At 62.1% G+C, this 21,535-nt stretch carries 20 protein-coding genes and 1 pseudogene; 12 read left to right on the forward strand and 9 right to left on the reverse strand.

Translation table 11 applies throughout. The annotated features are described in order from the left end of the window. A partial coding sequence (locus tag QWB57_RS01035; protein ID WP_288967959.1) for a sodium/proton-translocating pyrophosphatase occupies positions 1 to 674 on the reverse strand: 674 nt, incomplete at its 3' end. 169 nt (positions 675 to 843) lie between these two features. On the opposite strand from QWB57_RS01035, the gene QWB57_RS01040 reads away from it, so the two are divergent. Next, complete coding sequence (locus QWB57_RS01040) at positions 844 to 1,359, forward strand: hypothetical protein (protein ID WP_223625935.1); 516 nt, start codon at positions 844 to 846, stop codon at positions 1,357 to 1,359. An 8-nt stretch (positions 1,360 to 1,367) separates the two neighbouring features. Here the strand turns inward: QWB57_RS01040 and QWB57_RS01045 are convergent, their stop codons facing one another. From QWB57_RS01045 to QWB57_RS01055, 3 genes are all read right to left on the reverse strand, one after another. Continuing rightward, positions 1,368 to 1,592 carry a DUF167 domain-containing protein gene (locus QWB57_RS01045; RefSeq protein ID WP_223625938.1) on the reverse strand — a complete coding sequence of 75 codons (225 nt, stop codon included), beginning with the start codon at positions 1,590 to 1,592 and terminating at the stop codon, positions 1,368 to 1,370. Between the two features lie 87 nt (positions 1,593 to 1,679). Further along, on the reverse strand, positions 1,680 to 2,489 hold the full coding sequence (locus QWB57_RS01050) for a CsgG/HfaB family protein (RefSeq protein ID WP_288967961.1): 810 nt from the start codon (positions 2,487 to 2,489) through the stop codon (positions 1,680 to 1,682). A gap of 62 nt (positions 2,490 to 2,551) precedes the next feature. Then, entirely contained in the window at positions 2,552 to 3,808 is a 1,257-nt protein-coding gene (locus tag QWB57_RS01055; RefSeq protein ID WP_288967962.1) for a 6-phosphofructokinase, read from the reverse strand. 123 nt (positions 3,809 to 3,931) lie between these two features. Here QWB57_RS01055 and QWB57_RS01060 point away from each other — a divergent pair, with 123 nt between their 5' ends. Together QWB57_RS01060 and mpl are read left to right on the forward strand one after the other, a co-directional pair. Continuing rightward, positions 3,932 to 4,510 carry an adenylate kinase gene (locus QWB57_RS01060; protein WP_223625945.1) on the forward strand — a complete coding sequence of 193 codons (579 nt, stop codon included), beginning with the start codon at positions 3,932 to 3,934 and terminating at the stop codon, positions 4,508 to 4,510. Positions 4,511 to 4,636: 126 nt separating this feature from the next. Then, the gene (gene mpl / locus QWB57_RS01065; protein ID WP_288967963.1) at positions 4,637 to 6,025 is read left to right on the forward strand and encodes a UDP-N-acetylmuramate:L-alanyl-gamma-D-glutamyl-meso-diaminopimelate ligase; all 1,389 of its coding nucleotides are present in this window, start codon (positions 4,637 to 4,639) and stop codon (positions 6,023 to 6,025) included. 15 nt (positions 6,026 to 6,040) lie between these two features. Here the strand turns inward: mpl and QWB57_RS01070 are convergent, their stop codons facing one another. Continuing rightward, complete coding sequence (locus tag QWB57_RS01070; RefSeq protein WP_223625950.1) at positions 6,041 to 7,960, reverse strand: bifunctional DedA family/phosphatase PAP2 family protein; 1,920 nt, start codon at positions 7,958 to 7,960, stop codon at positions 6,041 to 6,043. Between the two features lie 58 nt (positions 7,961 to 8,018). Here QWB57_RS01070 and QWB57_RS01075 point away from each other — a divergent pair, with 58 nt between their 5' ends. From QWB57_RS01075 to QWB57_RS01090, 4 genes are all read left to right on the forward strand, one after another. Continuing rightward, on the forward strand, positions 8,019 to 8,840 hold the full coding sequence (locus QWB57_RS01075) for an NAD(P)-dependent oxidoreductase (RefSeq protein ID WP_223625953.1): 822 nt from the start codon (positions 8,019 to 8,021) through the stop codon (positions 8,838 to 8,840). 25 nt (positions 8,841 to 8,865) lie between these two features. Beyond that, entirely contained in the window at positions 8,866 to 9,285 is a 420-nt protein-coding gene (locus tag QWB57_RS01080; RefSeq protein ID WP_288967964.1) for a VOC family protein, read from the forward strand. Between the two features lies 1 nt (position 9,286). Then, entirely contained in the window at positions 9,287 to 10,519 is a 1,233-nt protein-coding gene (locus QWB57_RS01085) for an acetylornithine transaminase (RefSeq protein ID WP_288967965.1), read from the forward strand. A gap of 96 nt (positions 10,520 to 10,615) precedes the next feature. Then, the gene (locus tag QWB57_RS01090) at positions 10,616 to 11,419 is read left to right on the forward strand and encodes a sulfite exporter TauE/SafE family protein (protein ID WP_223625960.1); all 804 of its coding nucleotides are present in this window, start codon (positions 10,616 to 10,618) and stop codon (positions 11,417 to 11,419) included. Here the strand turns inward: QWB57_RS01090 and QWB57_RS01095 are convergent. The 4 genes and pseudogenes from QWB57_RS01095 to QWB57_RS01110 form a co-directional block, all read right to left on the reverse strand. Further along, positions 11,416 to 12,153, reverse strand: coding sequence for an endonuclease/exonuclease/phosphatase family protein (locus tag QWB57_RS01095; RefSeq protein ID WP_223627691.1), 738 nt, complete (start codon positions 12,151 to 12,153; stop codon positions 11,416 to 11,418). The genes QWB57_RS01090 and QWB57_RS01095 overlap by 4 nt on opposite strands. Before the next feature lie 104 nt (positions 12,154 to 12,257). After that, a pseudogene (locus QWB57_RS01100) lies at positions 12,258 to 13,040 on the reverse strand (thiol:disulfide interchange protein DsbA/DsbL); the annotation flags it as partial. Between the two features lie 40 nt (positions 13,041 to 13,080). Further along, on the reverse strand, positions 13,081 to 13,809 hold the full coding sequence (locus QWB57_RS01105; protein WP_223625962.1) for a thiol:disulfide interchange protein DsbA/DsbL: 729 nt from the start codon (positions 13,807 to 13,809) through the stop codon (positions 13,081 to 13,083). A 79-nt stretch (positions 13,810 to 13,888) separates the two neighbouring features. Continuing rightward, entirely contained in the window at positions 13,889 to 14,656 is a 768-nt protein-coding gene (locus QWB57_RS01110; RefSeq protein ID WP_288967967.1) for a c-type cytochrome, read from the reverse strand. 123 nt (positions 14,657 to 14,779) lie between these two features. Here QWB57_RS01110 and yihA point away from each other — a divergent pair, with 123 nt between their 5' ends. From yihA to fghA, 5 genes are all read left to right on the forward strand, one after another. Then, positions 14,780 to 15,391, forward strand: coding sequence for a ribosome biogenesis GTP-binding protein YihA/YsxC (gene yihA / locus QWB57_RS01115; RefSeq protein ID WP_223625967.1), 612 nt, complete (start codon positions 14,780 to 14,782; stop codon positions 15,389 to 15,391). A 102-nt stretch (positions 15,392 to 15,493) separates the two neighbouring features. Then, positions 15,494 to 16,873 carry a glutamate--cysteine ligase gene (locus QWB57_RS01120; RefSeq protein ID WP_223625969.1) on the forward strand — a complete coding sequence of 460 codons (1,380 nt, stop codon included), beginning with the start codon at positions 15,494 to 15,496 and terminating at the stop codon, positions 16,871 to 16,873. A 58-nt stretch (positions 16,874 to 16,931) separates the two neighbouring features. After that, the gene (gene ppc / locus QWB57_RS01125; protein ID WP_288967970.1) at positions 16,932 to 19,640 is read left to right on the forward strand and encodes a phosphoenolpyruvate carboxylase; all 2,709 of its coding nucleotides are present in this window, start codon (positions 16,932 to 16,934) and stop codon (positions 19,638 to 19,640) included. 53 nt (positions 19,641 to 19,693) lie between these two features. Continuing rightward, complete coding sequence (locus QWB57_RS01130; protein ID WP_288967971.1) at positions 19,694 to 20,803, forward strand: S-(hydroxymethyl)glutathione dehydrogenase/class III alcohol dehydrogenase; 1,110 nt, start codon at positions 19,694 to 19,696, stop codon at positions 20,801 to 20,803. Then, a partial coding sequence (gene fghA / locus QWB57_RS01135) for an S-formylglutathione hydrolase (protein ID WP_288967972.1) occupies positions 20,803 to 21,535 on the forward strand: 733 nt, incomplete at its 3' end. The genes QWB57_RS01130 and fghA, both read left to right, overlap by 1 nt.

Below are 21,535 nucleotides of genomic sequence, written 5' to 3' on the forward strand. Positions count from 1 at the left end.
GCGCAGTCGCCGACGTTGTCGCCGACGTTGTCGGCGATCACCGCCGGGTTGCGCGGGTCATCCTCGGGGATGCCGGCTTCGACCTTGCCCACCAGATCGGCGCCGACGTCGGCACCCTTGGTGAAGATGCCGCCACCCAGGCGCGCGAAGATCGAGATCAGCGAGCTGCCGAACGCAAGTCCGACCAGTGCGTGCAGCACTTTTTCCTGCGGCAGGCCCAGTTTGCCCAGCACGAAGTAGTACCCGGCCACACCCAGCAGGCCCAGCCCCACCACCAGCATGCCGGTGATCGCGCCACCACGGAACGCCACATCCATCGCAGCACTCATGCCCTTGCGCGCAGCCTCCGCCGTGCGCACGTTGGCGCGCACCGAGACGTTCATGCCGATATAGCCGGCCGCGCCTGAGAGCACCGCACCAATGGCAAAGCCAATTGCGGTATGGATATTCAAAAACACACCGATCAACACCAGCAGCACCACCCCCGCGATGGCAATGGTGGAGTACTGGCGATTGAGATAGGCACGCGCGCCTTCCTGGATGGCCCCGGCAATTTCCTGCATGCGTTCATTGCCTGCAGGTTGCTTGTTGATCCACGCGGCGGCCCATAGGCCATAGATAATTGCAACGACGGCGCAGACCAGCGCCAGTACCAAACCATATTGCTCCAGCATGAATCCCCTCCCCGGGTGTTCGAAATGGAAAACGGCAGGTTGATGTGCCTACTCCAAATGGTAGGCGACGCCTGACTATCGCATACCTCGGCGGGAATTGGAGCGCCGCACGCAGGATTCAGCTTGGACGTGCGAATCTGCCTGCATGGTGATGAAAACGGAGTGTTCGATGCTGCGACTGCACATGTTTCTGGCTGGCCTGTTACTTGCCTTGGCGATGGCAGCCGCTGCGGCGCAAAGTCCGGAAATCCAGCGCGGGCCGATCCCCGCGCAGGTACCGGGTGTGCTGCACACGCTGCGCACCATCCCCGAGGCGTGTACCCGCCTGGAAGGACGGTTCACCAAGGCCAAGGAAGCGTCACCTTACGCACTTACCCAAGTGCGGACCAGCACACGCTGTCAGGCCCGCGCGCGGTTGCTGGATGCGCGCAAAGCGCAGGCATCGGCAGCCAATGGCTGGATTTTGAATGATGTATTGCGTGTCCCCAATGCCAGTTGCAGCGGCCAATCTGCGGTCATCCGGATCTGGCGCAAGGACGCTGCCAGCGCCACCCCTAAACTCGATGCGCAAGGGCGGGTGCGGGTCTATCTCAAGGACGGTTTGGATGCCGCAGCACAGGGCCAGCTGGGGGCGGTGCCGCAGTTTGCGGTGGCGCTGGGCGTGGAAGGACGCGGCTGCGACTGAGGTCGAGTTCAGTCAGGCACGGTCACCAACTTGATGCGCCCACCCGCACCCAATTTGATCTGCACATCGGCTTTGCGGCAGCCGAACTGTTTGGCGATCAACCCGATAAGTTCGGCATTGGCCTTGCCATCGATCGGTGCGGATTTGAGGTGTGCCAGCCACGTACCGTCCTCCTGCAACGTCAGTGCACAGACGCGGGAATTGGGTTTGGCTTTGACTTGCAAGACGGGCATCCGCGCAGCATCGCATGTGCGTGCGTGGCTGCCAACGCAAGCGCCCGGCAATACCGGGCGTTTGCGTCATCACTGCAATCGGTGGGCTTAGTCACCGACTTTGAGCTTGCCGCCCTTGCCCAGCCCGCCTTCCACTTCTTGCGGCCGGTAGTCGCGCATCGCGCGCACCAAGTTGTTGTAGGCATTGGCGAACGCAGCCGCCAATGCCTTGCCTTCGGGAGTGTTGGTGTAGCCGCCCAGCCCGCCGAAACCAGAACCGCCGCCGCCGAGGAAGCCCAAGCCGAAATCGGTCTTGGTGGCATTCCCCTGCGCCACACCGATCTGTACGCCGGAGCGGTTGTCGATCATGGTCAGCATGGTTTCCGCTTTCTTGAACTTCAGGCTGCCGGCAATCGCACCCACGGCGCCCCACTTGCCACCAAACGAGCCAATGACGCCGCCAATGCCGCCGGCATTGCTTTGCGAGAAATTGATGCTGGGGTTCATGGTGTAGTCGGCTGCCACCATCTGGCCTTTGCCGAAGTTGCTGCCTTCGCGCAGTTCGCCGCTATCCATCAGCGCACGTTCCTGCATCATGTTCTTCATGGCACGGCCGCGTTCCACCACCACAAAGCAGTTGGATTGCTGGATCAACATGCGGATCACTGGAATGGTGGACGGCAAACGCAAATCCGAGGTCAGGTAGCGGTACCAGTCACCGTCCTGTTCTTCCACCACTGCAATCGTGCCCATCGATTGATCACAATGCTCAAGATTGAGGCCGGCGCCTTGCGAATTGGCACCCGCAGCCGCACCTTGCGGGTCATTTTTTTTCTTGCTGAACTGGGCTTGGGCCGGCGTACTGGCAACTGCCAGTGCCAGGGCCAACGAGGAGAGCGCAATTGCGGTCTTGATCATGGAGGTGTCCTGAAGCGAGAGTTTGGGGATTCGAGTTGGGCGCAGTGTATGCCAGCTTCGCCTCAGCCGTTCCAGGCGGGCAAGCGGCGACGTACCAGCGTCATCTTGGGGACAACGTAATTGGGTAGTCCATCCCGGACATACGGGGGATAGGCTTCCCCTTCGATCAGTGGCAATAGGTAGTGACGGGCAGCGGTGGTGATGCCATAGCCGTCCTTGCGAATAAAACCCTTGGGCATGGTTTTTTCATGATTGGCAATGCGTGACAGTGGGGCGATGTCGATATGCCAGTGGTACGGCGCATCGGCATCGCGCACGATCACCGGCATCACCGCGTTTTGCCCGTTCAGGGCGCACTCCACTGCCGCCCGGCCTACCGCCATCGCCTGTTCCAGATCGGTCTTGCTGGCCAGATGCCGCGCCGAGCGCTGCAGGTAGTCGGGTAGCGCCCAGTGCACCTTGTGGCCCAGCACGTCTTTCACCCGGCCGGCCAAATGCGAGGCCACGCCGCCCAATTGGGTATGCCCGAAACTGTCCTTGCCGCCGCCGGCATCGGCCACGAAACGGCCATCGGCGGTGCGGATACCCTCGCTGGCCACCACCACGCAATAGCCCACGCGTTTGACGATGGCGGCCACCTTCGCCATGAAATCGGCTTCATCAAACACGCGCTCGGGGAACAGAATCAGATGCGGGGCATCGTCTTTGCCAGTGCCTGCCAGGCCTGCCGCTGCCGCCAGCCAACCGGCGTGGCGACCCATGGCTTCATACACAAACACCTTGGTTGAGGTTTCCGCCATCGCCGCCACATCCAGCGCGCATTCGCGCACCGACACAGCGGTGTATTTGGCAGCTGAGCCAAATCCCGGGCAGCAATCGGTGACGGCCAAATCGTTGTCCACGGTCTTGGGCACGCCCACGCAGGTCAGTGGGTAGTCAAATTCGGCGGCCAGTTGCGAGACTTTCAGTGCGGTATCGGCCGAATCATTACCGCCGTTGTACAAGAACCAGCGGATATCGTGCGCTTTGAAAACGTCCAGCAGGCGCGCGTACTTGGCACGGTCTTCGGTCAGCGATTTCAGTTTCAAGCGGCAACTGCCGAATGTGCCACCCGGCGTGTGCGCCAGGCCTTTGATCTCGGCGCTGGTCAAGGCGGATGTGTCGAACAATTCCTCGCGCAGCGCACCCAGGATGCCGTTGCGCGCGGCCAATACGCGTACTTTCCTGGTGCGCGCCGTGTGCAGTACGGCGGAGGCGGTGGCGTTGATGACGGCGGTGACGCCGCCGCTTTGGGCATACAGCAAATTGCCTGCGGGCATGAAGGTTCCTTGGCACTGGCACCAGCAACAGGTGTCAAATGCAGTAAGCTGGCCGGGGTTGGCGCAAAATGCAGTCTAGCGCCGTATGACAAGACAATTCACGAGACATTTTGGAGCGATTCGATGCGATTGGTTCTGTTGGGGGCACCCGGATCCGGCAAGGGCACCCAGGCAACGCGACTGAAGGAGCACCTGCAGGTGCCGCATATTTCCACCGGCGATTTGTTGCGCGCCGAAGTGGCCGCGGGCACCCCGTTGGGCCTGCAAGCCAAGGAAGTGATGGCGCGTGGCGATTTGGTCAGCGATGACATCCTGCTGGGGATGCTGAAAGACCGCCTCTCACGCGAGGACACCAGGGCCGGCTTTATCCTTGATGGCTATCCGCGCAATCTTGAGCAGGCCGCGGCGCTGGATGCCTTGCTGGCAGGTCTTGGTCAAAAGTTTGATGCCGCTGTGCAATTGGTGGTGGATAACGAGCAGATCATCGCGCGTCTGGCTGGCCGCGCCAAGGCCGAAGGTCGTTCTGACGATAGCCCCGAATCGGTACGGCATCGCTTGAATGTCTATGACGAAAAAACCGCACCGGTGGTGGATTTTTATCGCCAGCATGGCCAGCTCACCGTGGTGGATGGGGTGGGTACGCTGGACGAGGTGTTCACCCGGATTGTGGAAGCTATCCAACGCGGGCATGAGGTTGGCTGAGTAGTGCGGGGTGGGTGGCGAGTCGGTGTGAGGCTTGCCTCGCAACACACTCGCTGGCGCAAGCGCACTCCCCGATACACGCGTTGTTGCGAGGGTTGCCTTGCACCGATTCACCTCTGAATTCCGTTGGGATCGACTCAGGAACAACTTGTGAAACTCCATATCCTCGGCATCGCCGGCACCTTCATGGGCGGCGTGGCCGCGTTGGCGCGTGAACTTGGCCACGCGGTGGAAGGCAGCGACCAAAATATCTACCCGCCAATGTCCACCCAGCTGGAGCAGTTGGGCATCACATTGCAGCAGGGCTATCAGCCGCAAAACATCAGCGCCGATTGCGCTGCGGTCATCATTGGCAACGCGCTGTCGCGCGGCAATGCAGCGGTTGAACATGTGCTGGATGCCGGCATGCGCTACACCTCCGGTGCGCAGTGGTTATCCGAACAGGTGTTGCCGGGCCGCGATGTGTTGGCGGTGGCCGGCACCCACGGCAAGACCACCACCACCACGATCTTGAGTTTTTTGCTGGATGCGGCAAGGCGCGATCCGGGCTTTTTGATTGGTGGCGTGGCGGAAGATTTTGGCGTGTCGGCGCGCTTGGGGACTGGGCGTGAATTCGTGGTGGAGGCCGACGAATACGACACTGCGTTTTTCGACAAACGCAGCAAATTCGTGCACTACCGCCCGCTGGTGGCCATCCTCAATAATCTGGAATACGACCACGCCGATATTTTCCCGGATGTGGCCGCGATCCAGCGTCAATTTCATCATCTGGTGCGCACCGTGCCACAGCGTGGGCGGCTGATCGTCAATGGTCACGATGCGCAGTTGGCCGAAGTCTTGGCGATGGGCTGCTGGACGCCGGTGGAGCGTTTTGGCTTCGATGAGAACTTCGAATGGAGTGCGCGTAAATTGCGCGACGATGGCAGCAGGTTTGCGGTACTGCGTGCGGGCCAGGAATGTGGTGTGGTCGAGTGGTCACTGCTGGGCGACCACAATGTGTTGAATGGGTTGGCCGCGTTGGCTGCGTGTGCCGCGCAGGGCGTGGCGCTGGCGCAGGTTATCCCTTCGCTTGCACGGTTTCATAGCGTCAAACGGCGCATGGAAGTGATCGGGCAACACGCGGGCATCACCGTGTACGACGACTTCGCCCATCACCCCACCGCGATTCACACCACGCTGGCAGGGTTGCGCGCCAAGGTGGGCGATGCACGCATCGTGGTGGCGATCGAGCCGCGCAGCAATTCGATGCGCCTGGGTGCGCACGCCGATGCGCTGGCACCCTCGCTGGATATTGCCGATGCAGTGATTTTTCTGGCGCGTCCGGAATTGCCCTGGGATGCCAGCAACGTCATCAACACCGTGCGCGGTCACGCACAAGCGGTCACTGATGTGGATGCGTTATTGGCCGCACTGCACACGCAGGTGTGCAGTGGCGACCATGTGGTGTTCATGTCCAACGGTGGGTTTGATGGTGCGCCGCGGCGGTTTTTTGCGGGCATGCAAGCGCGCGCATAAGCCACCTCTCATGTGTCAACGCGGATGCACCCGCACCTGTAGCGGCGCGGCATCAGGCAGGGCTTGCAGGTCTTCCGGCAGCACATGTGCCGGCGGGTCGGGTGTCCACAATGACAGCAGGCGCAATCGATGGTGCAATTGCATCCGTTCGTAGCGGGCCACCCATAGCGGCGTGCCATCGGCCAGGCGCACCGGTGCAGGCCACACGCGCAAGACTTCGATGCGTGCAGGATCGCTGCTCGTGCGGCGCAGCAACAGGCGCTCTGGATGCGCGCTCAAGGCAACCGGCAGCACCGGGCGCTCGGCTGCGGGGGTACTGTCATCCAGTAGCCGCAGCGCCGTGACCCAATCGGCGGCGGTCTGCGCGCGCCAGCCATGCTTGAGCAGCGTTCCTTGCAGGGTTGCCAAATCACCGGCTACTTCCAGATCAAAACGCACGCTGGCGTTGGCCATGCCTTGCGCTTGCCAGTTGCGCATGGTGATCGTTTCGCTGGGCGGTGGGGGTTCAAACTGAGCCAGTGTGTGCGGTGCGCTGCGTGGTGCATACCAACAGGCGGCAAGTACGAATACGCCATAAAAACTCCAGCTGAGCGGGCGCATCCAGTACGAACGCTCGCTGTGACGCCGGTAGGCAATCCCGATCACCAGCACCCACGCTGCGCCAAGTAGCACCCCGCCAATGATGTCAGACAACCAGTGCGCACCCAGATACAAGCGCGCAAAGCCCACCAATGCGGTGGCCACGCCGGTCAACAAATATGGCCATACCCGCTGCCGGCCCGGCAGTTCGCGGGCGATCAATACCGCAAAAAAACCGAACACCACCGTGGTCATGGTGACCGCCACCGATGGGAAGCCAAAACCTGCCGCAGCAAAGGGGGGGCGTGGCATATCGATCACCGCGTCCAGGGCTTCAGTCAGGCCCAGCCCAATGGCAATGGCGGCCAGCCAATGCAGTGCTGCTTTCCAGCGCCTGCGCCACAACAGCCATGCCAGTGCCGCGGCTGATGCCAACCCCAGCACCGGCGCGCTGCCAATGCCGGCCAAGGTGGCCATGGCCCGGTCTGCCAACGGGTTGCGCAGTGAAAACATCAGCGCATACACCTCGTGGTCCAACCGCAGTGGGCCGCCCTCGGCGAGCAGGGAAACACTGAACCACGTCCACAACCATGCCACCGCAAACAGGCAAAGCGCGAGCAATACCAAGGGAGCGGTTTCCGGCCGTCGGCGATCAATCAAGGCCCCCACATGGCGGCGCAAACGCGGATGTGCGTGAATCCAGCGCAACGTACGTGCCAGCAAGCTGTCGGCATTCAGCGCAAACCAGCGCCATGTGTACAGCACCACGGCCCATGCCAAGGCCAGGGCCGCGAGTAAACCCAATAGCACCAACAGCAGTTTGTCGGCCACCGCTGCCACCGCATCGTAAGCTTGGCCCAAGGCCCAGCCCGGCAGCAAGAACAGGATCGCCCACGAGACACAGGCTAGGCCACTGGCTTTGAAATAGGGCAGCAGCGGCATCTTCGCCATGCCGGCAATGGCCGGCACAAATGGACGCACCGCACCCACGTAGCGGGCAATGAAAATACTTTTGAACGCATTGCGGCGGAACAGATTTTCGCCGCGATCCAGTAGGCCAGGGTGGCGACTGAACGGCCAGACCCCGCGTAGCGATTCGCCCCAGCGGCGGCCTATCCAATAGCTCAAACCATCGCCCAGGAACGCACCCAGCGCCGCGCAGCTGACCGCATACGGGCCGGATAATTCGCCCATGCCAATCAACACGCCAATCGCGATCATCAGCGGTAGCGCAGGCACAATCGCACCGATGATGATGATGGCATCGCAAAACGCGATCAAGAACACCAGCACGCCCGCGGCCAGCGGGTGGGCGCTGATCCAGGCGAGGGTGGCGTCGAACCAGGCACTGTGCATCGGCGAATTATAGGCGGCGGGCTTACACTTCCACGCTGATTTCAGACAGGACACAGGCATGAGCACGCTGGCTGGCAAGACTCTGTTCATCACCGGGGCTTCCCGCGGGATCGGTTTGGCGATTGCGTTGCGCGCGGCGCGTGATGGCGCAAACGTGGCAATTGCCGCCAAATCCGATGTCGCCAACCCCAAATTGCCGGGCACGATCCATAGCGCCGCACAGGCGGTGGAGGATGCCGGTGGCCGCGCGCTGGCACTCAAATGCGATATTCGTGAAGAAGACCAGGTGCGCGCCGCAGTCGCGGCGACGCTGGATACGTTTGGCGGCATCGACATCCTCGTCAACAACGCCAGCGCGATTTATTTGCGCGGCACACTGGATACCCCGATGAAGCGTTTTGATCTGATGCAGCAGGTCAATAGCCGTGGCAGTTTTCTTTGCGCGCAGGCGTGCTTGCCGCATCTGTTGCAAGCGCCCAATCCGCACATCCTCACCTTGTGCCCGCCGCCCACGCTTGACCCCAAATGGTGGGGCCCGCACACCGGCTACACCCTTGCAAAAATGGGGATGAGCTTTGTCACCTTGGGCTTGGCAGCCGAGTTTGGCGCGCAGGGTGTGGCGATCAATGCGCTGTGGCCGCGCACCTTGATTGCCACCGATGCGCTGAACATGATCCCCGGTGTGGATGCCGGCAACGGGCGCTCGCCTGCAATCATGGGGGATGCCGCGCACGTGATATTGACGCGCAAAGCCGCTGGTTTTTCCGGCAATTTCCTGATTGATGATGACGTACTGCACGCGGCCGGCATCACCGACCTGTCGCACTATGCGGTGGATCCAACCCAGCCGTTGCTGCCGGATTTGTATCTGGACGCGTGATGGCAATGATTTCCGAGGATGTGAAATGAAATATCTGCACACGATGGTGCGCGTGCGCGATGTGGATGCATCGCTGCGGTTTTATTGCCAAGGGTTGGGCCTGCGCGAAACGCGGCGCATGGACAACCCGCAAGGCAAGTTCACCCTGATTTTTCTGGCCGCAGAGGATACCCCGGAGGCCGAAATCGAGCTGACCCATAACTGGGGTTCCGACGAGGACTACGGCAGTGCGCGCAACTTCGGTCACTTGGCCTTTCGCGTTGAAAATATTTACGCCACCTGTCAGCGCTTGCTGGACATGGGCTACACCATCCATCGCCCACCACGTGATGGGCATATGGCGTTTGTGCGTTCGCCCGACCTGATCTCGGTTGAGCTGTTGCAAGACGGGTACCTGCCGCCGCAAGAGCCGTGGTTGTCGATGCCCAATACAGGAGTGTGGTGAGATGCAGCAAGCGGCAAACAGCAGTGCGTTATTGGCACTGGGGCGTGAGGTGTTGCTGCCGGTATACCGCCAGCGCGAGTTGATTTTGCAGCGCGGCAAAGGTGCACGCCTGTGGGACAACGAAGGCCGTGACTACGTGGACTTTGGCGCAGGAATCGCGGTGTGCAGCCTGGGCCATTGCAATCCAGAGTTGAATGCTGCGCTGATCGAACAAGCCGGCAAACTCTGGCATACCAGCAATGTGTTTTACAGCGAACCGCCGCTGCGGCTGGCGCAGGAATTGGTGGCGGCCTCGCGTTTTGCCGAGCGCGCATTTCTGTGCAACTCCGGTGCCGAAGCCAACGAGGCGGCGATCAAATTGGTGCGCAAATGGGCCAGCGCGCAAGGCCGAGCGCCGGAGCAGCGCACCATCATCACTTTCCACGGCAGCTTCCATGGCCGCACCCTGGCCACTGTCACCGCTACCGCGCAGCCCAAATATCAGTACGGCTACGAGCCGCTGCCGGGGGGCTTTCGCTATGTCGATTTCAACGACATCCCGGCGCTGGATGCGGCAATGGCGGCAGGCGATGTGGCCGCCGTCATGCTGGAGCCGGTACAGGGCGAAAGCGGGGTCATTCCCGCCGCCGCGGGCTATCTGCAAGCCGTGCGCGCGCTGTGTGATCGGCATGCTGCGCTTTTGGTGCTGGATGAAATCCAGGCGGGCATGGGCCGCACCGGCAGCTTGTTTGCGCATTGGCAAGATGCCGTCGTGCCCGATATCGTCACTCTGGCCAAGGCACTCGGCGGCGGCTTCCCGATCGGCGCACTGCTGGCCGGCCCCAAGGTCGCGCAGGTCATGCAGTTTGGCGCACACGGCACCACGTTTGGCGGCAATCCGCTGGCCGCCGCCGTCGCCCGCGTCGCCCTGCGCACACTGGCTTCCGATGACATTGTCGCCAACGTACAGCGCCAGGCGCACGCCTTGCGTGAAGGCCTTGCCGCCATCAACGCAGACCTTGGACTATTTTCCGAAGTGCGTGGGCGCGGCCTGATGTTGGGCGCGGTGTTGACGCCAGACTACGCCGGCAAGGCCAGTGCCATGCTGGATCACGCAGCGGAACACGGCTTGCTGCTGCTGCAAGCCGGCCCCGACGTCCTGCGCTTCGTGCCTGCACTGAATATCAGCGATGCCGAAGTCGCCGATGGTTTGGCGCGGCTGCGGGTAGCGCTTGCGGCGTTTGTTGCAAGTTAGCCGGCCTGCCTTGGTGCTTGGCGGTCTTGGTCTTTGGCGAACATCACTACCCGACCCGGCTCTGGTTCGGGTGGCGATCAACATGTTGCTGGCGCGATGAGTTTCTTGCTGATCTATGTGGCACTGGGTGCCTGCGTGGGTGTGCTGGCCGGCTTGTTGGGGATTGGTGGCGGCTTGGTGCTGGTGGGCGCGTTGGCGTGGTTGCTGCCGATGCAGGGCGTGCCGGCGGACGCGGCGATGCATGCGGCCCTGGCCAGTTCGTTGGCCAGCATTGTGCTGACAGCAGCGGCTTCGGCGCGTGCGCATCACCGGCGAGGCAGTGTGTTGTGGCCGACGGTGGCGTGGATGGTGCCGGGGGTGCTGTTGGGGGGCTGGCTGGGCAGTCGCTTTGCGATTGCGCTGGACGATGGTGTGCTGCGCTGGTGCGTGGCGGGCTACTGCTGGGTGATTGCTGCGCAGATGTGGTTATCAACCCCCCCCGCCACTGGCCACGCCGATGTGCTGCCGCGTGGGCCGGGTTATACCGCTGCAGGCGGCGGCATCGGCATCGTCTCGGCGATCATTGGCATTGGTGGCGGCAGTTTGACCGTGCCGTTGTTGGTGTGGCGTGGAGTTGCACCGGTGCGTGCGGTGGGCACGTCGTCGGCCTGCGGTATCTTTATCGGGTTGGGCAGTGCGCTGGGCTATGCGCTGCAAGCCCCGGCAGGCGCGCTGCCGTTGGCCGGATCGGTGGGTTATGTGTATGTGCCCGCAGCGATTGCGGTGGCCGCCACTTCGGCACTCGCCGCGCCGTATGGCACGCGCTTGGCACACGCGCTGAGCGGGCCGGTACTCAAGCGGATATTTGCAATATTCCTGCTGCTGGTGGGCAGTGCGTTTGCGTATGGCGCGCTGCATTAGCGCAGTGCGGCATCGGGCACATCCAATTCCACCGACAGTGCCAGATGATCCGACTGCGCGGCGGGCAGGGCTTGCATCGTGGCCAGATGCAAACCGGGGGTGACCAGCATGTGGTCGATGGCGCGTTGCGGCCGCCACGAGGGAAACGTGGGCACGCATTGCGGCGGCGGTTGCAGGCCGGTACGGCGGTACAGCGCCTGCATTTCCGGGCGATCTGGGTCGCAATTGAAGTCACCCATCAGCACCGCATGCGGCAGATCGCTGAGTAATTCGGCGATGAAATCCAGCTGGTTGCGGCGCGACTGGCTACCCAGCGAGAGGTGGGCGATCGCAATCGTCAGCGCATCGCGGCCATCGCCAAATCGTGCGGTGAGTACACCGCGGCCCTTGACCCGGCCCGGTAGCGGGTGGTCTTCCACCAGCCGCGGTTCCAACCGACTGAGCAGGCCATTGGCGCTGGAGGCCACGCCGCCCACGTTGCGGTTGGGCTGGTGGCTCCAGTAGGCAAAGCCGGCGCGCTGGGCCAAGTAGTGGGTCTGGTTGGTGAAGCCGGAACGCAGGCTGCCGGGGTCAGCCTCTTGCAGGCCCACGATGTCGTGGCGGCCGGCAAGTTCGGCGATGGTGTCCAACGCGCCGCGTTTGTTGCCCGCCGGCAGCACATGCGACCAGCTGCGCGTCACATAGTCGCCGTAGCCGCGCGTGCTGGAGCCGGCCTGGATATTGGCGCTGAGCAGGCGCAACCGGCGAGTGGACATGGCAGCTCAGGCGCACATCAGGGCTTGGCCGCCTCGTTGGCCGCTGGCGCGGCAGGGGCCGCTGCAGTGGCGGGCACCGTATTGGCCAGTTTGGCGCGTTCGGCCACCACCAATTGGTTGATGATGCGGAACATGTCGTCAATGGTCTTGCCTTTGACGCGGTACTTGCCGTCGATCAGGAAGGTCGGTGTACCCATCTGGTCGCCATTGGCAAATGCGGCGGTCATGTACTGCCGCGCGCGGTTGATTTTGGCGGCCACTGCAAAGCTCTGCATACTGCTCAGGAACTGGCCCGGATCGGCACCATAATTCTTATAGAACGCAGCGATGTCTTCCGGGGTATCCATGCCGCGCTCGCCTTTCAGCGTCTGATCGACGTGGATTGCACGAAACATCGCATCATGCGTCTTGTCGTGTAGCCCCATTGCTTCTGCGGCATAGAAAGCCTTGGCGTAGTTGTCCCACGGCCCGCCAAATGCGGCCGGCACTTCGACAAAATGCACATCCGGCGGCAGCTTGGCCTTCATCGCTGACACCGTCGGCTGCACCGCTGCGCAGAACGGGCAGACATAGCCGAAAAATTCCACGATCTCGATCTTGCCGGGCGCGGTATCAAACGGCTGGCCATTGGGAATGCTGACAAAATCGGTGCCTTCCACCGGCGGCGGGGCCTTGGCGGCGGCCTCGGCGGCGGCTTTGACATTGGCCTCAGCCGCCGCTGCGCGTTGCGGATCCTCGGCGCTGGCGGCCTTGGTTTGCGCCTGCGCGGTGGCTGCCGCCGGGTCGGCGTTCACCGCAGCCGGAGCCTTGTCCTTGCAGGCCGCCAACGGCAGCAGGGCGAGCAGTAGCAGAGCGTGGCGCATCATCGTCATGGCATCAACTTCCAATGGTCTAGAGCAGCAAAGGTCAGGAACGGGCGGGGGCAGACTTGGCCGCTGCGGCTTTCGTGGCGGGTTTGCCTGCAGGCTTGGGTGCAAGTTTGGCCGGCGCGGCGGATTTGGGTGCCAAGGCGTTGACCACCGCGAGTGCATTGGCCAGCAGGCCCTCGTAGCTGTCACCTTTGATCCGGTAGCGGCCAGCAACAATGATCGACGGAGTGCCTGGAATTTCACTGCGCGCAGCAAATTCGTAGGCGGATTTGAGCTTGGGAAGCAAGCTGGCATTGTCCAGCATCGCAGCCTTGAACGCGGCCGCATTGACGCCTTGCACCTTGCTGGCGAACGCCATGATTTGCGCGCTGTCGGCATTGCGTGGCAGGTCGCCGGTTTCATGGATGGCAGCGAACAGACGCGGGTGCAGCACATTCAAGGATTTGCTGCTCTGCGCGGCGAAGAATGCACGCGACCACGGGTCATCGCGGTCAAACACTCCCGGTACCAGCACCAGTTTGGCGTGTGCCGGCAGTTGTCTGGACCATGCGTCCAGCATCGGAGCAAAGTGGGCGCAATGGGGGCAGGTATAGGCGAATACTTCCGCCACTTCGACCATGCCCGGCGGCAATTGCTGATAGGGCTGCCCGGCATCGATCAAATCATATTGCACACCTGCAGTCAGCCCCGGCAGGGCCTGCTGGGCATGGGCTGGCAACAGCGTGGTGGACAGTAACAGGGCAAAGGTCAGCAGCAGGGAACGCATCGCATCAGTCTCCAGCGATCAGGGTGGCCGAGCAACAAGCATGCACGGGACAAAACGAACGCATGGTGAAGCGGCATCCTCAGCGGTTGATGCTTTCCTTGGTGGTGCCGGGTGCGCGGGTGTGCAAGCCCTGCACATAGCTGGCCAGTGACTTGATTTCCTCATCGCTCAGCGACTTGGTGACATCCGCCATCAGCTTGAAATGCGCCGGGTTGGTGTAAGTCGTGGCGCCGCTGCGGTATTCCTCCAGACGACGTGCCACATAGGTGGCATCTTGACCATGCAGGGCCGGATAGGCGGGGCCGGGGTTGCCCGCACCCGAAGGGCCGTGGCAGGCCATGCAGGCGGGGATGTTGCGGCCGGCATCACCATTGCGGAACAAGATTTCACCCAATTGATAGAACTTCTTGCCTTGGTTCGGCCCGGTGGCGATGACGGTATCGTCGGCCACACCTGCGCCGGCCGACTGTTTGGCAAACCACGCGCCAACATCACGCATGTCCTGCGCGCTGAGCATGCTGGCAAACGGCACCATCACCCCCGCCAAGCCACTGGTGCGCTGGCTGGTTTTGAACAAATGCAGCTGCTCGGCGATATAGCGCTCGGGCATGCCTGCGATGCGCGGTGCGCTTTGCTGCATGGCATTGCCATCCAGCCCGTGACAGGCGGCGCAAGCGCCGGCCTTGCTTTGGCCTACTTGCGGGTCGCCCCAAGTCGCAGGTTTTTCCTGCAATGGTGCAGCTTGTACGGGGGCATTGTCGGGTGCGGCTATCGCCGTGCTCTGGGCATAGGCCACCGCAGCTAAGGCAAGACAGGCAACACCGGCAAGGGCATGGACAGGACGCATGCAGAACTCCACTGACACGAAAGGATGCAATCCTGAGGATTGCTCAACCGGCAAATTATGGTGGCCACGCGGGAAGCGGTCAAACGGCTCCGATTCCTCCCCCAAGCATGCCATGCTATGCAGATGGCTGCTCCCAATCCTTTTGCACGCGCCCAGTACCTGCTGGCCGCCCATAATTACCGGCAATTACCCACCGATGGCGGGTTTGAAGTTGCTTTCGCCGGGCGCTCCAATGCCGGCAAATCCTCCGCCCTGAACGCGCTGTGTCAGCAAAATGCACTGGCAAGGGTGTCCAAAACCCCAGGACGCACCCAGCAATTGGTGTTTTTCGGGTTGCCGCCGCACGAAAACAAATATCTGGTCGATCTGCCCGGCTACGGCTACGCCAAGGTGCCGCAGGAGTTGCAGGCACATTGGCAGGCGTTTCTGGATGGCTATTTCGGCAGTCGCGATGCCCTGCGCGGGTTGGTGGTGGTGATGGATGTGCGCCACCCATTGAAAGACTACGATCGCCAGATGCTGGGCTACGCGATGCGCCGTGCCCTGCCTGCGCATGTGATTTTGACCAAAGCCGACAAACTCAGCCGTGGCGCCGCCGGCAATACCTTGCAGGCAGTGCGGATGGAGCTTTCGCGCGCCTATGCCGATAGCGTCAGCGTGCAATTGTTCTCCGGCGAGTCCAGGCAAGGCGTGGACGAATTGCGCAGCGTGGTCGCGGGCTGGTTGGCGCTGTAAGTCGATTACTTGCGTTGGCGGAACACTGCAGGCGTGCTGCCCCGACTTTGTTGCAAGGCTGCACGGGATTAAGCTGGCGGGACTTTCCGATAGATCACGTCGATGTCCGGACCCAGCAGCGCCAGTGACACCCCCATCACCGATCCCCGCGAATTGGCCGCTGTATTGGCCTCGGGCGAGAAGCCGCGCACGGATTGGCGGATCGGTACCGAGCACGAAAAATTCGGCTTCCGGTTGGATGACCTGCGCCCGCCGACGTTCGATGGCGAGCGCGGCATCGAGGCGCTGCTCAATGGCCTGACCCGCTTCGGCTGGCAGCCGTATCAGGAAAGCGTGGACGGGCAGCCGCCGCGCACGATTGCACTGACCCGGGATAGCGCCTCGGTGACGCTGGAGCCGGCCGGGCAACTGGAATTGTCGGGTGCGCCACTGGCCACCCTGCATGAGACCTGCAAGGAAGTGGGCAGCCATCTGCGCGAGGTGCGCGAAGTCGCCGACGAACTGCAATTGGGTTTCCTGGGTATGGGTTTTCAACCCAAATGGCGACGCGACGAGATGCCGTGGATGCCCAAGGGCCGCTACCGGATCATGCGCGACTACATGCCCAAGGTCGGCAATCTGGGGCTGGACATGATGACCCGCACCTGCACCGTGCAGGTGAATCTGGATTACGCCTCCGAAGCCGACATGGTGAAAAAGTTCCGCGTCTCGCTGGCGCTGCAACCGATTGCCACTGCGCTGTTTGCCGATTCGCCATTCACCGAAGGCCAGCCTAATGGCTACCTGAGCTACCGTTCGCACATCTGGACCGACACCGACCCCGACCGCACCGGCATGCTGGATTTCGTGTTCGAAGACGGTTTCGGCTACGAGCGCTACGTGGATTACTTGCTGGATGTGCCGATGTATTTCTCGCATCGGAATGATGTGTATGTGGATGCCAGCGGCAAATCGTTCCGCAAGTTTTTACGCGGTGAGCTGGATGTGTTGCCCGGCGCGCTGCCTACCTTGCGCGACTGGAACGACCACATGACTACCGCCTTCCCGGAAGTGCGGCTGAAAAAATTCCTGGAAATGCGCGGTGCCGACAGCGGCCCGTGGGGGCGTATCTGTGCCTTGCCGGCGTTTTGGGTGGGTCTGCTGTACGACGCTACGGCGCTGGATGCAGCCTGGGATCTGGTCAAGGATTTTTCGATGGCCGAGCGCCACGCGCTGCGTGACGGCGTGCCGAAATATGCGCTGCGCTTGCCGTTCCGCAACGGCACGGTGCGTGATTTGGCGCGCGAGGCCGTGAAGATCGCGGTAGCCGGCCTGCAACGTCGCGCCATGCGCAATCGTGATGGCGTGGATGAGTCGCGCTTTCTCGATGAATTGATCGAGATTGCCGAATCCGGCAAAACGCCTGCCGAGCGCAAGCTTGCGCTGTTTCATGGCGAATGGCACGGCAGCGTGGATCCGGTGTTTTGCGAGTTTGCGTACTGAAGAAAGTCACATCCGCAACGATTGCTGCATTGCACCAAAAATGGGGTAGCCTGCAGGGATGACCCCATCCAATTCCCCGCTGCGCGAACAGCTTGTTTTCGCCAAATCCGATGCTTTGCTGCGTGACGATGTGCGCCGGCTGGGCGCGATGGTGGGGCAGATGTTGGCCGAACAGGTCTCGCCTGGTTTTCTGGAACAGGTGGATAGCCTGCGCCGCAGCGCGATTGCGCGGCGCGAACAGGCCGCGCCGGTGGCCGAGTTGGCGGGCCAATTGGCGCAGGTGCCATTGGAAGAAGCGGAAGGATTGGTGCGCGCATTTTCGGCGTATTTCAGCGCCACCAATGTGGCCGAGCGCGTGCATCGCATTCGCCGTCGGCGCGACTACCAACGGCAGGCCAGTGCGCCGCAGCCAGGTGGGTTGGAAGAGGTGTTGCGCGACCTGCGCGATGCCGGTGTGGGCTTGCCGGAATTGCAGGACATGCTTGCGCGCACCTGCATCGAACCGGTGTTCACCGCACACCCCACCGAAGCGGTGCGGCGTGCGCTGTTGCTGAAAGAAAAAACGATAGTGGAACGCCTGGTGGCCGATATCGACCGCACCCGCACGCCACCCGAGCGCGGCGCGGACGATGCGCTTATCCGGCAATCGCTGACCACTGCGTGGCAGACCAACGAAGCGCCGCCGCTGCGCCCCAGCGTGACCGATGAAATCGAGCATATCGGCTTCTACCTCACGCAATCGCTGTACCGCGTGTTGCCGGTATTTTTTGAAGTACTGAGTGCGGCGGTGGAATCGGTGTATGGGCAGCGCATCGAGCTACCGCCACTGCTGCGCTTCGGCACGTGGGTGGGTGGTGACATGGATGGCAACCCCAATGTGGGCGCGGCCACCATCCACACCGCGCTGGCCTATCAGCGGGCGCAGGCGCTGAGTTGCTATCAAACCGATTTGCGCAAGTTGGGCGACATCCTCACCCAAAGTCATGGCCACGCCGAGGTGGATGCCGCCATCGACGCCCGCGCCGCCGCCCATCGCGCATTGTTTCCCAAAGGCGCGGTGCGTAGCCGCCCGCGCTTGGCTGACATGCCCTATCGGCAACTGCTGTGGGCGATGCGCGCGCGCTTGCAGGCGACCGGGGACGGCACGCCGGGTGCGTATCCGGATGCGGCGGCGTTTATTGACGATCTGGAATTGATGGATGCCAGTTTGGCGCGCCATCGCGGCGAGCATGCCGGTCGTTTTGCGTTGCGCCGGATTCTGTGGCGGGCACGCAGTTTTGGCTTTCATTTGGCCGCGCTGGATTTGCGCCAGGACTCGGCGGTGCACGATGACGCATTGGCAGCGCTGTTGGCGGATACCGAATGGGCGGCGCGCAGGCTGGATCAGCGTGTGGCGCAATTGCATGCGTTGATCGAAGGGCAGGTGGCTGTGCAGCCGGATGCCGCCGCGTTGACCCTGGATGTGTTCCGCGCCGTGCAGTCGCTGCGTGGAAGCTTGGGCAAGAATGCATTTGGGCCTTACATCATCAGCATGGCGCGTACCGCTGCCGATGCGTTGGCGGTGCTGGCGTTGGCGCGCATTGCCGGGTGCACAGACGCCGGTGAAGTGCCGCTGGATGTGGCCCCGTTGTTTGAAACGGTGGCTGATTTGGAAGCGGCGCCTGAGGTGATGCGGATGTTGTTTGAAGATCCGTTGTATCGGCGTCATTTAGCCGCACGCGGGGATCGCCAGATCGTGATGGTGGGCTATAGCGACAGCGCAAAAGACGGTGGCGTGCTGGCCTCGCGTTGGGCCTTGCAGCGGGCCCAGGTCGAGTTGCTGGATGTGGCGCAAGTGGCCGGCGTGCAGTTGGTGTTTTTCCATGGCCGTGGTGGTTCGGTCAGCCGCGGCGGCGGCAAAACCGAGCGCGCCATCATTGCCGCACCACGTGGCAGTGTGGGTGGCCGCCTGCGCATGACCGAGCAAGGTGAAGTCATTCATCGCAAATATGCCATCCGCGCATTGGCGCTGCGCAATCTGGAGCAAATGACGGGTGCGGTGTTGCGCGCATCGTTACGTCCACGGCCAGCGGAGCCACGCGAAGATGGCTGGCGTGCAATCGCGGCCGAATTGGCGCAGCTCTCGCGCACGCATTACCGCGCACTGGTGCACGAGCATCCCGATTTTCCCACCTACTTCCGCGACGCCACGCCGGTAGATGTGATCGAGCGCCTGCACATCAGCTCGCGCCCTTCGCGCCGCCGTGATGGTGGCATTGCCAATCTGCGCGCCATTCCGTGGGTGTTTGCGTGGTCGCAAAACCGTTCCGGCCTGACCGGTTGGTATGGCTTGGGCACCGCGCTGCAATCAGGTATCAATACCCATGGTTTGTCAGCCATGCAAAGCATGGCGCGCGACTGGCCATTCTTCACCGCAATGATCGGCGATGTGGAAATGTTGCTGGCCAAATCCGATATCGACATCTTCGAATGCTATTCGCAACTGGCGGGGGACTTGCATCACGCCCTGTTCCCGCAGATTGCCGAAGAGTTTGCACGCACGCGTGAGGCCATCCTTGCGATCAAGCAAAGCGACGGCTTGCTGGCCGATGATTACCGCCTGCGCTTGTCGATCCGCTTGCGCAACCCGTATGTCGACCCGATCAGCCTGCTGCAAGTGGAGCTGCTGCGGCGTTGGCGTGAGGGTGGGCGCACCGATGAGGCGCTGTTGCGTACGTTGGTGTCCACTGTCAACGGCATTTCGGCGGGGATCCAGAATACCGGTTGAGTGAAAGCGACAGGTATCATCGCGGTGATGACCCTTGTTCTGGAGTTTGCAGCATGAAATCCCGCGCCGCCGTTGCCTTCGCCGCAGGCGAACCCCTCAAGATTGTCGAGATCGACGTTGCGCCGCCCAAAGCGGGCGAAGTATTGGTGAAGATCACCCACACCGGTGTCTGTCATACCGATGCGTTCACGCTGTCCGGCGAGGATCCGGAAGGCTTGTTTCCGGTGGTGCTGGGACATGAAGGCGCGGGTGTTGTGATCGAGGTGGGTGAAGGTGTGACGAGTGTTGCGCCGGGTGATCATGTGATTCCGTTGTACACCGCAGAATGTGGTGAATGTCTGTTTTGCAAATCGGGCAAGACCAACCTGTGTACTTCGGTACGCGCTACGCAGGGCAAGGGCGTGATGCCTGATGGTACTTCACGGTTTTCCTATAACGGCCAGCCGCTGTATCACTACATGGGGTGCAGCACGTTTTCCGAATACACCGTGGTGGCCGAGGTCTCGCTGGCCAAGATCAACCCCGCGGCAAACCCGGAGCATGTGTGCTTGTTGGGTTGTGGCGTCACCACCGGCATTGGCGCCGTGCATAACACCGCCAAGGTGCAGGCGGGCGATTCGGTTGCGGTCTTCGGGCTGGGCGGCATTGGTTTGGCGGTAATCCAAGGTGCGCGGCAAGCCAAGGCGGGGCGCATCATCGCCGTGGATACCAACCCGTCGAAGTTCGACATGGCGCGTGAATTCGGGGCGACCGATTGCGTCAACCCGAAGGAGTTCGACAAGCCCATTCAACAAGTCATCGTGGAGATGACCGGCTGGGGCGTGGATCACTCGTTTGAATGCATTGGCAACGTCAACGTGATGCGCGCCGCACTGGAATGCGCGCACCGTGGCTGGGGCCAGAGCGTGATCATCGGTGTGGCCGGTGCTGGCCAGGAAATTTCCACCCGCCCGTTCCAACTGGTCACCGGGCGCAAGTGGATGGGCACTGCGTTTGGCGGAGTGAAGGGGCGCAGCCAATTGCCGGGTATGGTGGAAGACGCGATGCGTGGCGACATCCAGCTGGCACCATTCGTCACGCATACGATGGGCTTGGAGGCGATCAATGAGGCGTTTGACTTGATGCATGCAGGCAAGTCGATTCGCAGCGTGGTGCACTTTTGATGGAGCGTGTTGAACACCGCGCATGCTTCGGTGGCTGGCAGGACGTGTATCAACACGCATCAGCAACACTGGGCTGCGTGATGCGCTTTGCCATCTACCTGCCGCCACAAGCCGGGCACACCAAGGTGCCGGTGCTGTACTGGCTCTCGGGTCTGACCTGCAACGAGCAGAACTTCATCACCAAAGCCGGTGCGCAGCGGTATGCGGCCGAGCATGGCATCGCGATTGTTTGCCCGGACACCAGTCCGCGTGGTGATGCGGTGGCCGATGCCGAAGGTTATGACCTTGGCAAGGGTGCCGGGTTTTATGTCAACGCCACGCAAGCACCGTGGGCAGCGCACTACCAGATGCACGACTATGTGGCGCATGAATTGCCGGCGTTGATTGAAGCCAATTTCGCCGTGACCAGCGCACGCGCCATCAGCGGGCATTCGATGGGCGGGCATGGTGCGCTCACGCTCGCGCTGCGCAACCCGGGGCTTTATCGCAGCGTGTCGGCGTTTTCGCCGATCGTGGCTCCGATGCAGGTGCCATGGGGGCAGAAGGCATTTGCCGCGTATCTGGGTGATGACGTTACGACGTGGGCGCAATACGACGCGTGCGCGCTGATCAAGGCGGCAGCGGAAAAATTACCGATCTTGATTGATCAGGGCGAGGCCGACGAATTTCTCGATGGCCAGTTGAAACCATGGCTGCTGAAGGGCGCGGCCGACGCGGCGGGTTATCCGGTGT

Origin of the sequence: uncultured Thermomonas sp. (genome assembly GCF_937872235.1) — a bacterium.
Taxonomy (GTDB): domain Bacteria; phylum Pseudomonadota; class Gammaproteobacteria; order Xanthomonadales; family Xanthomonadaceae; genus Thermomonas; species Thermomonas beijingensis.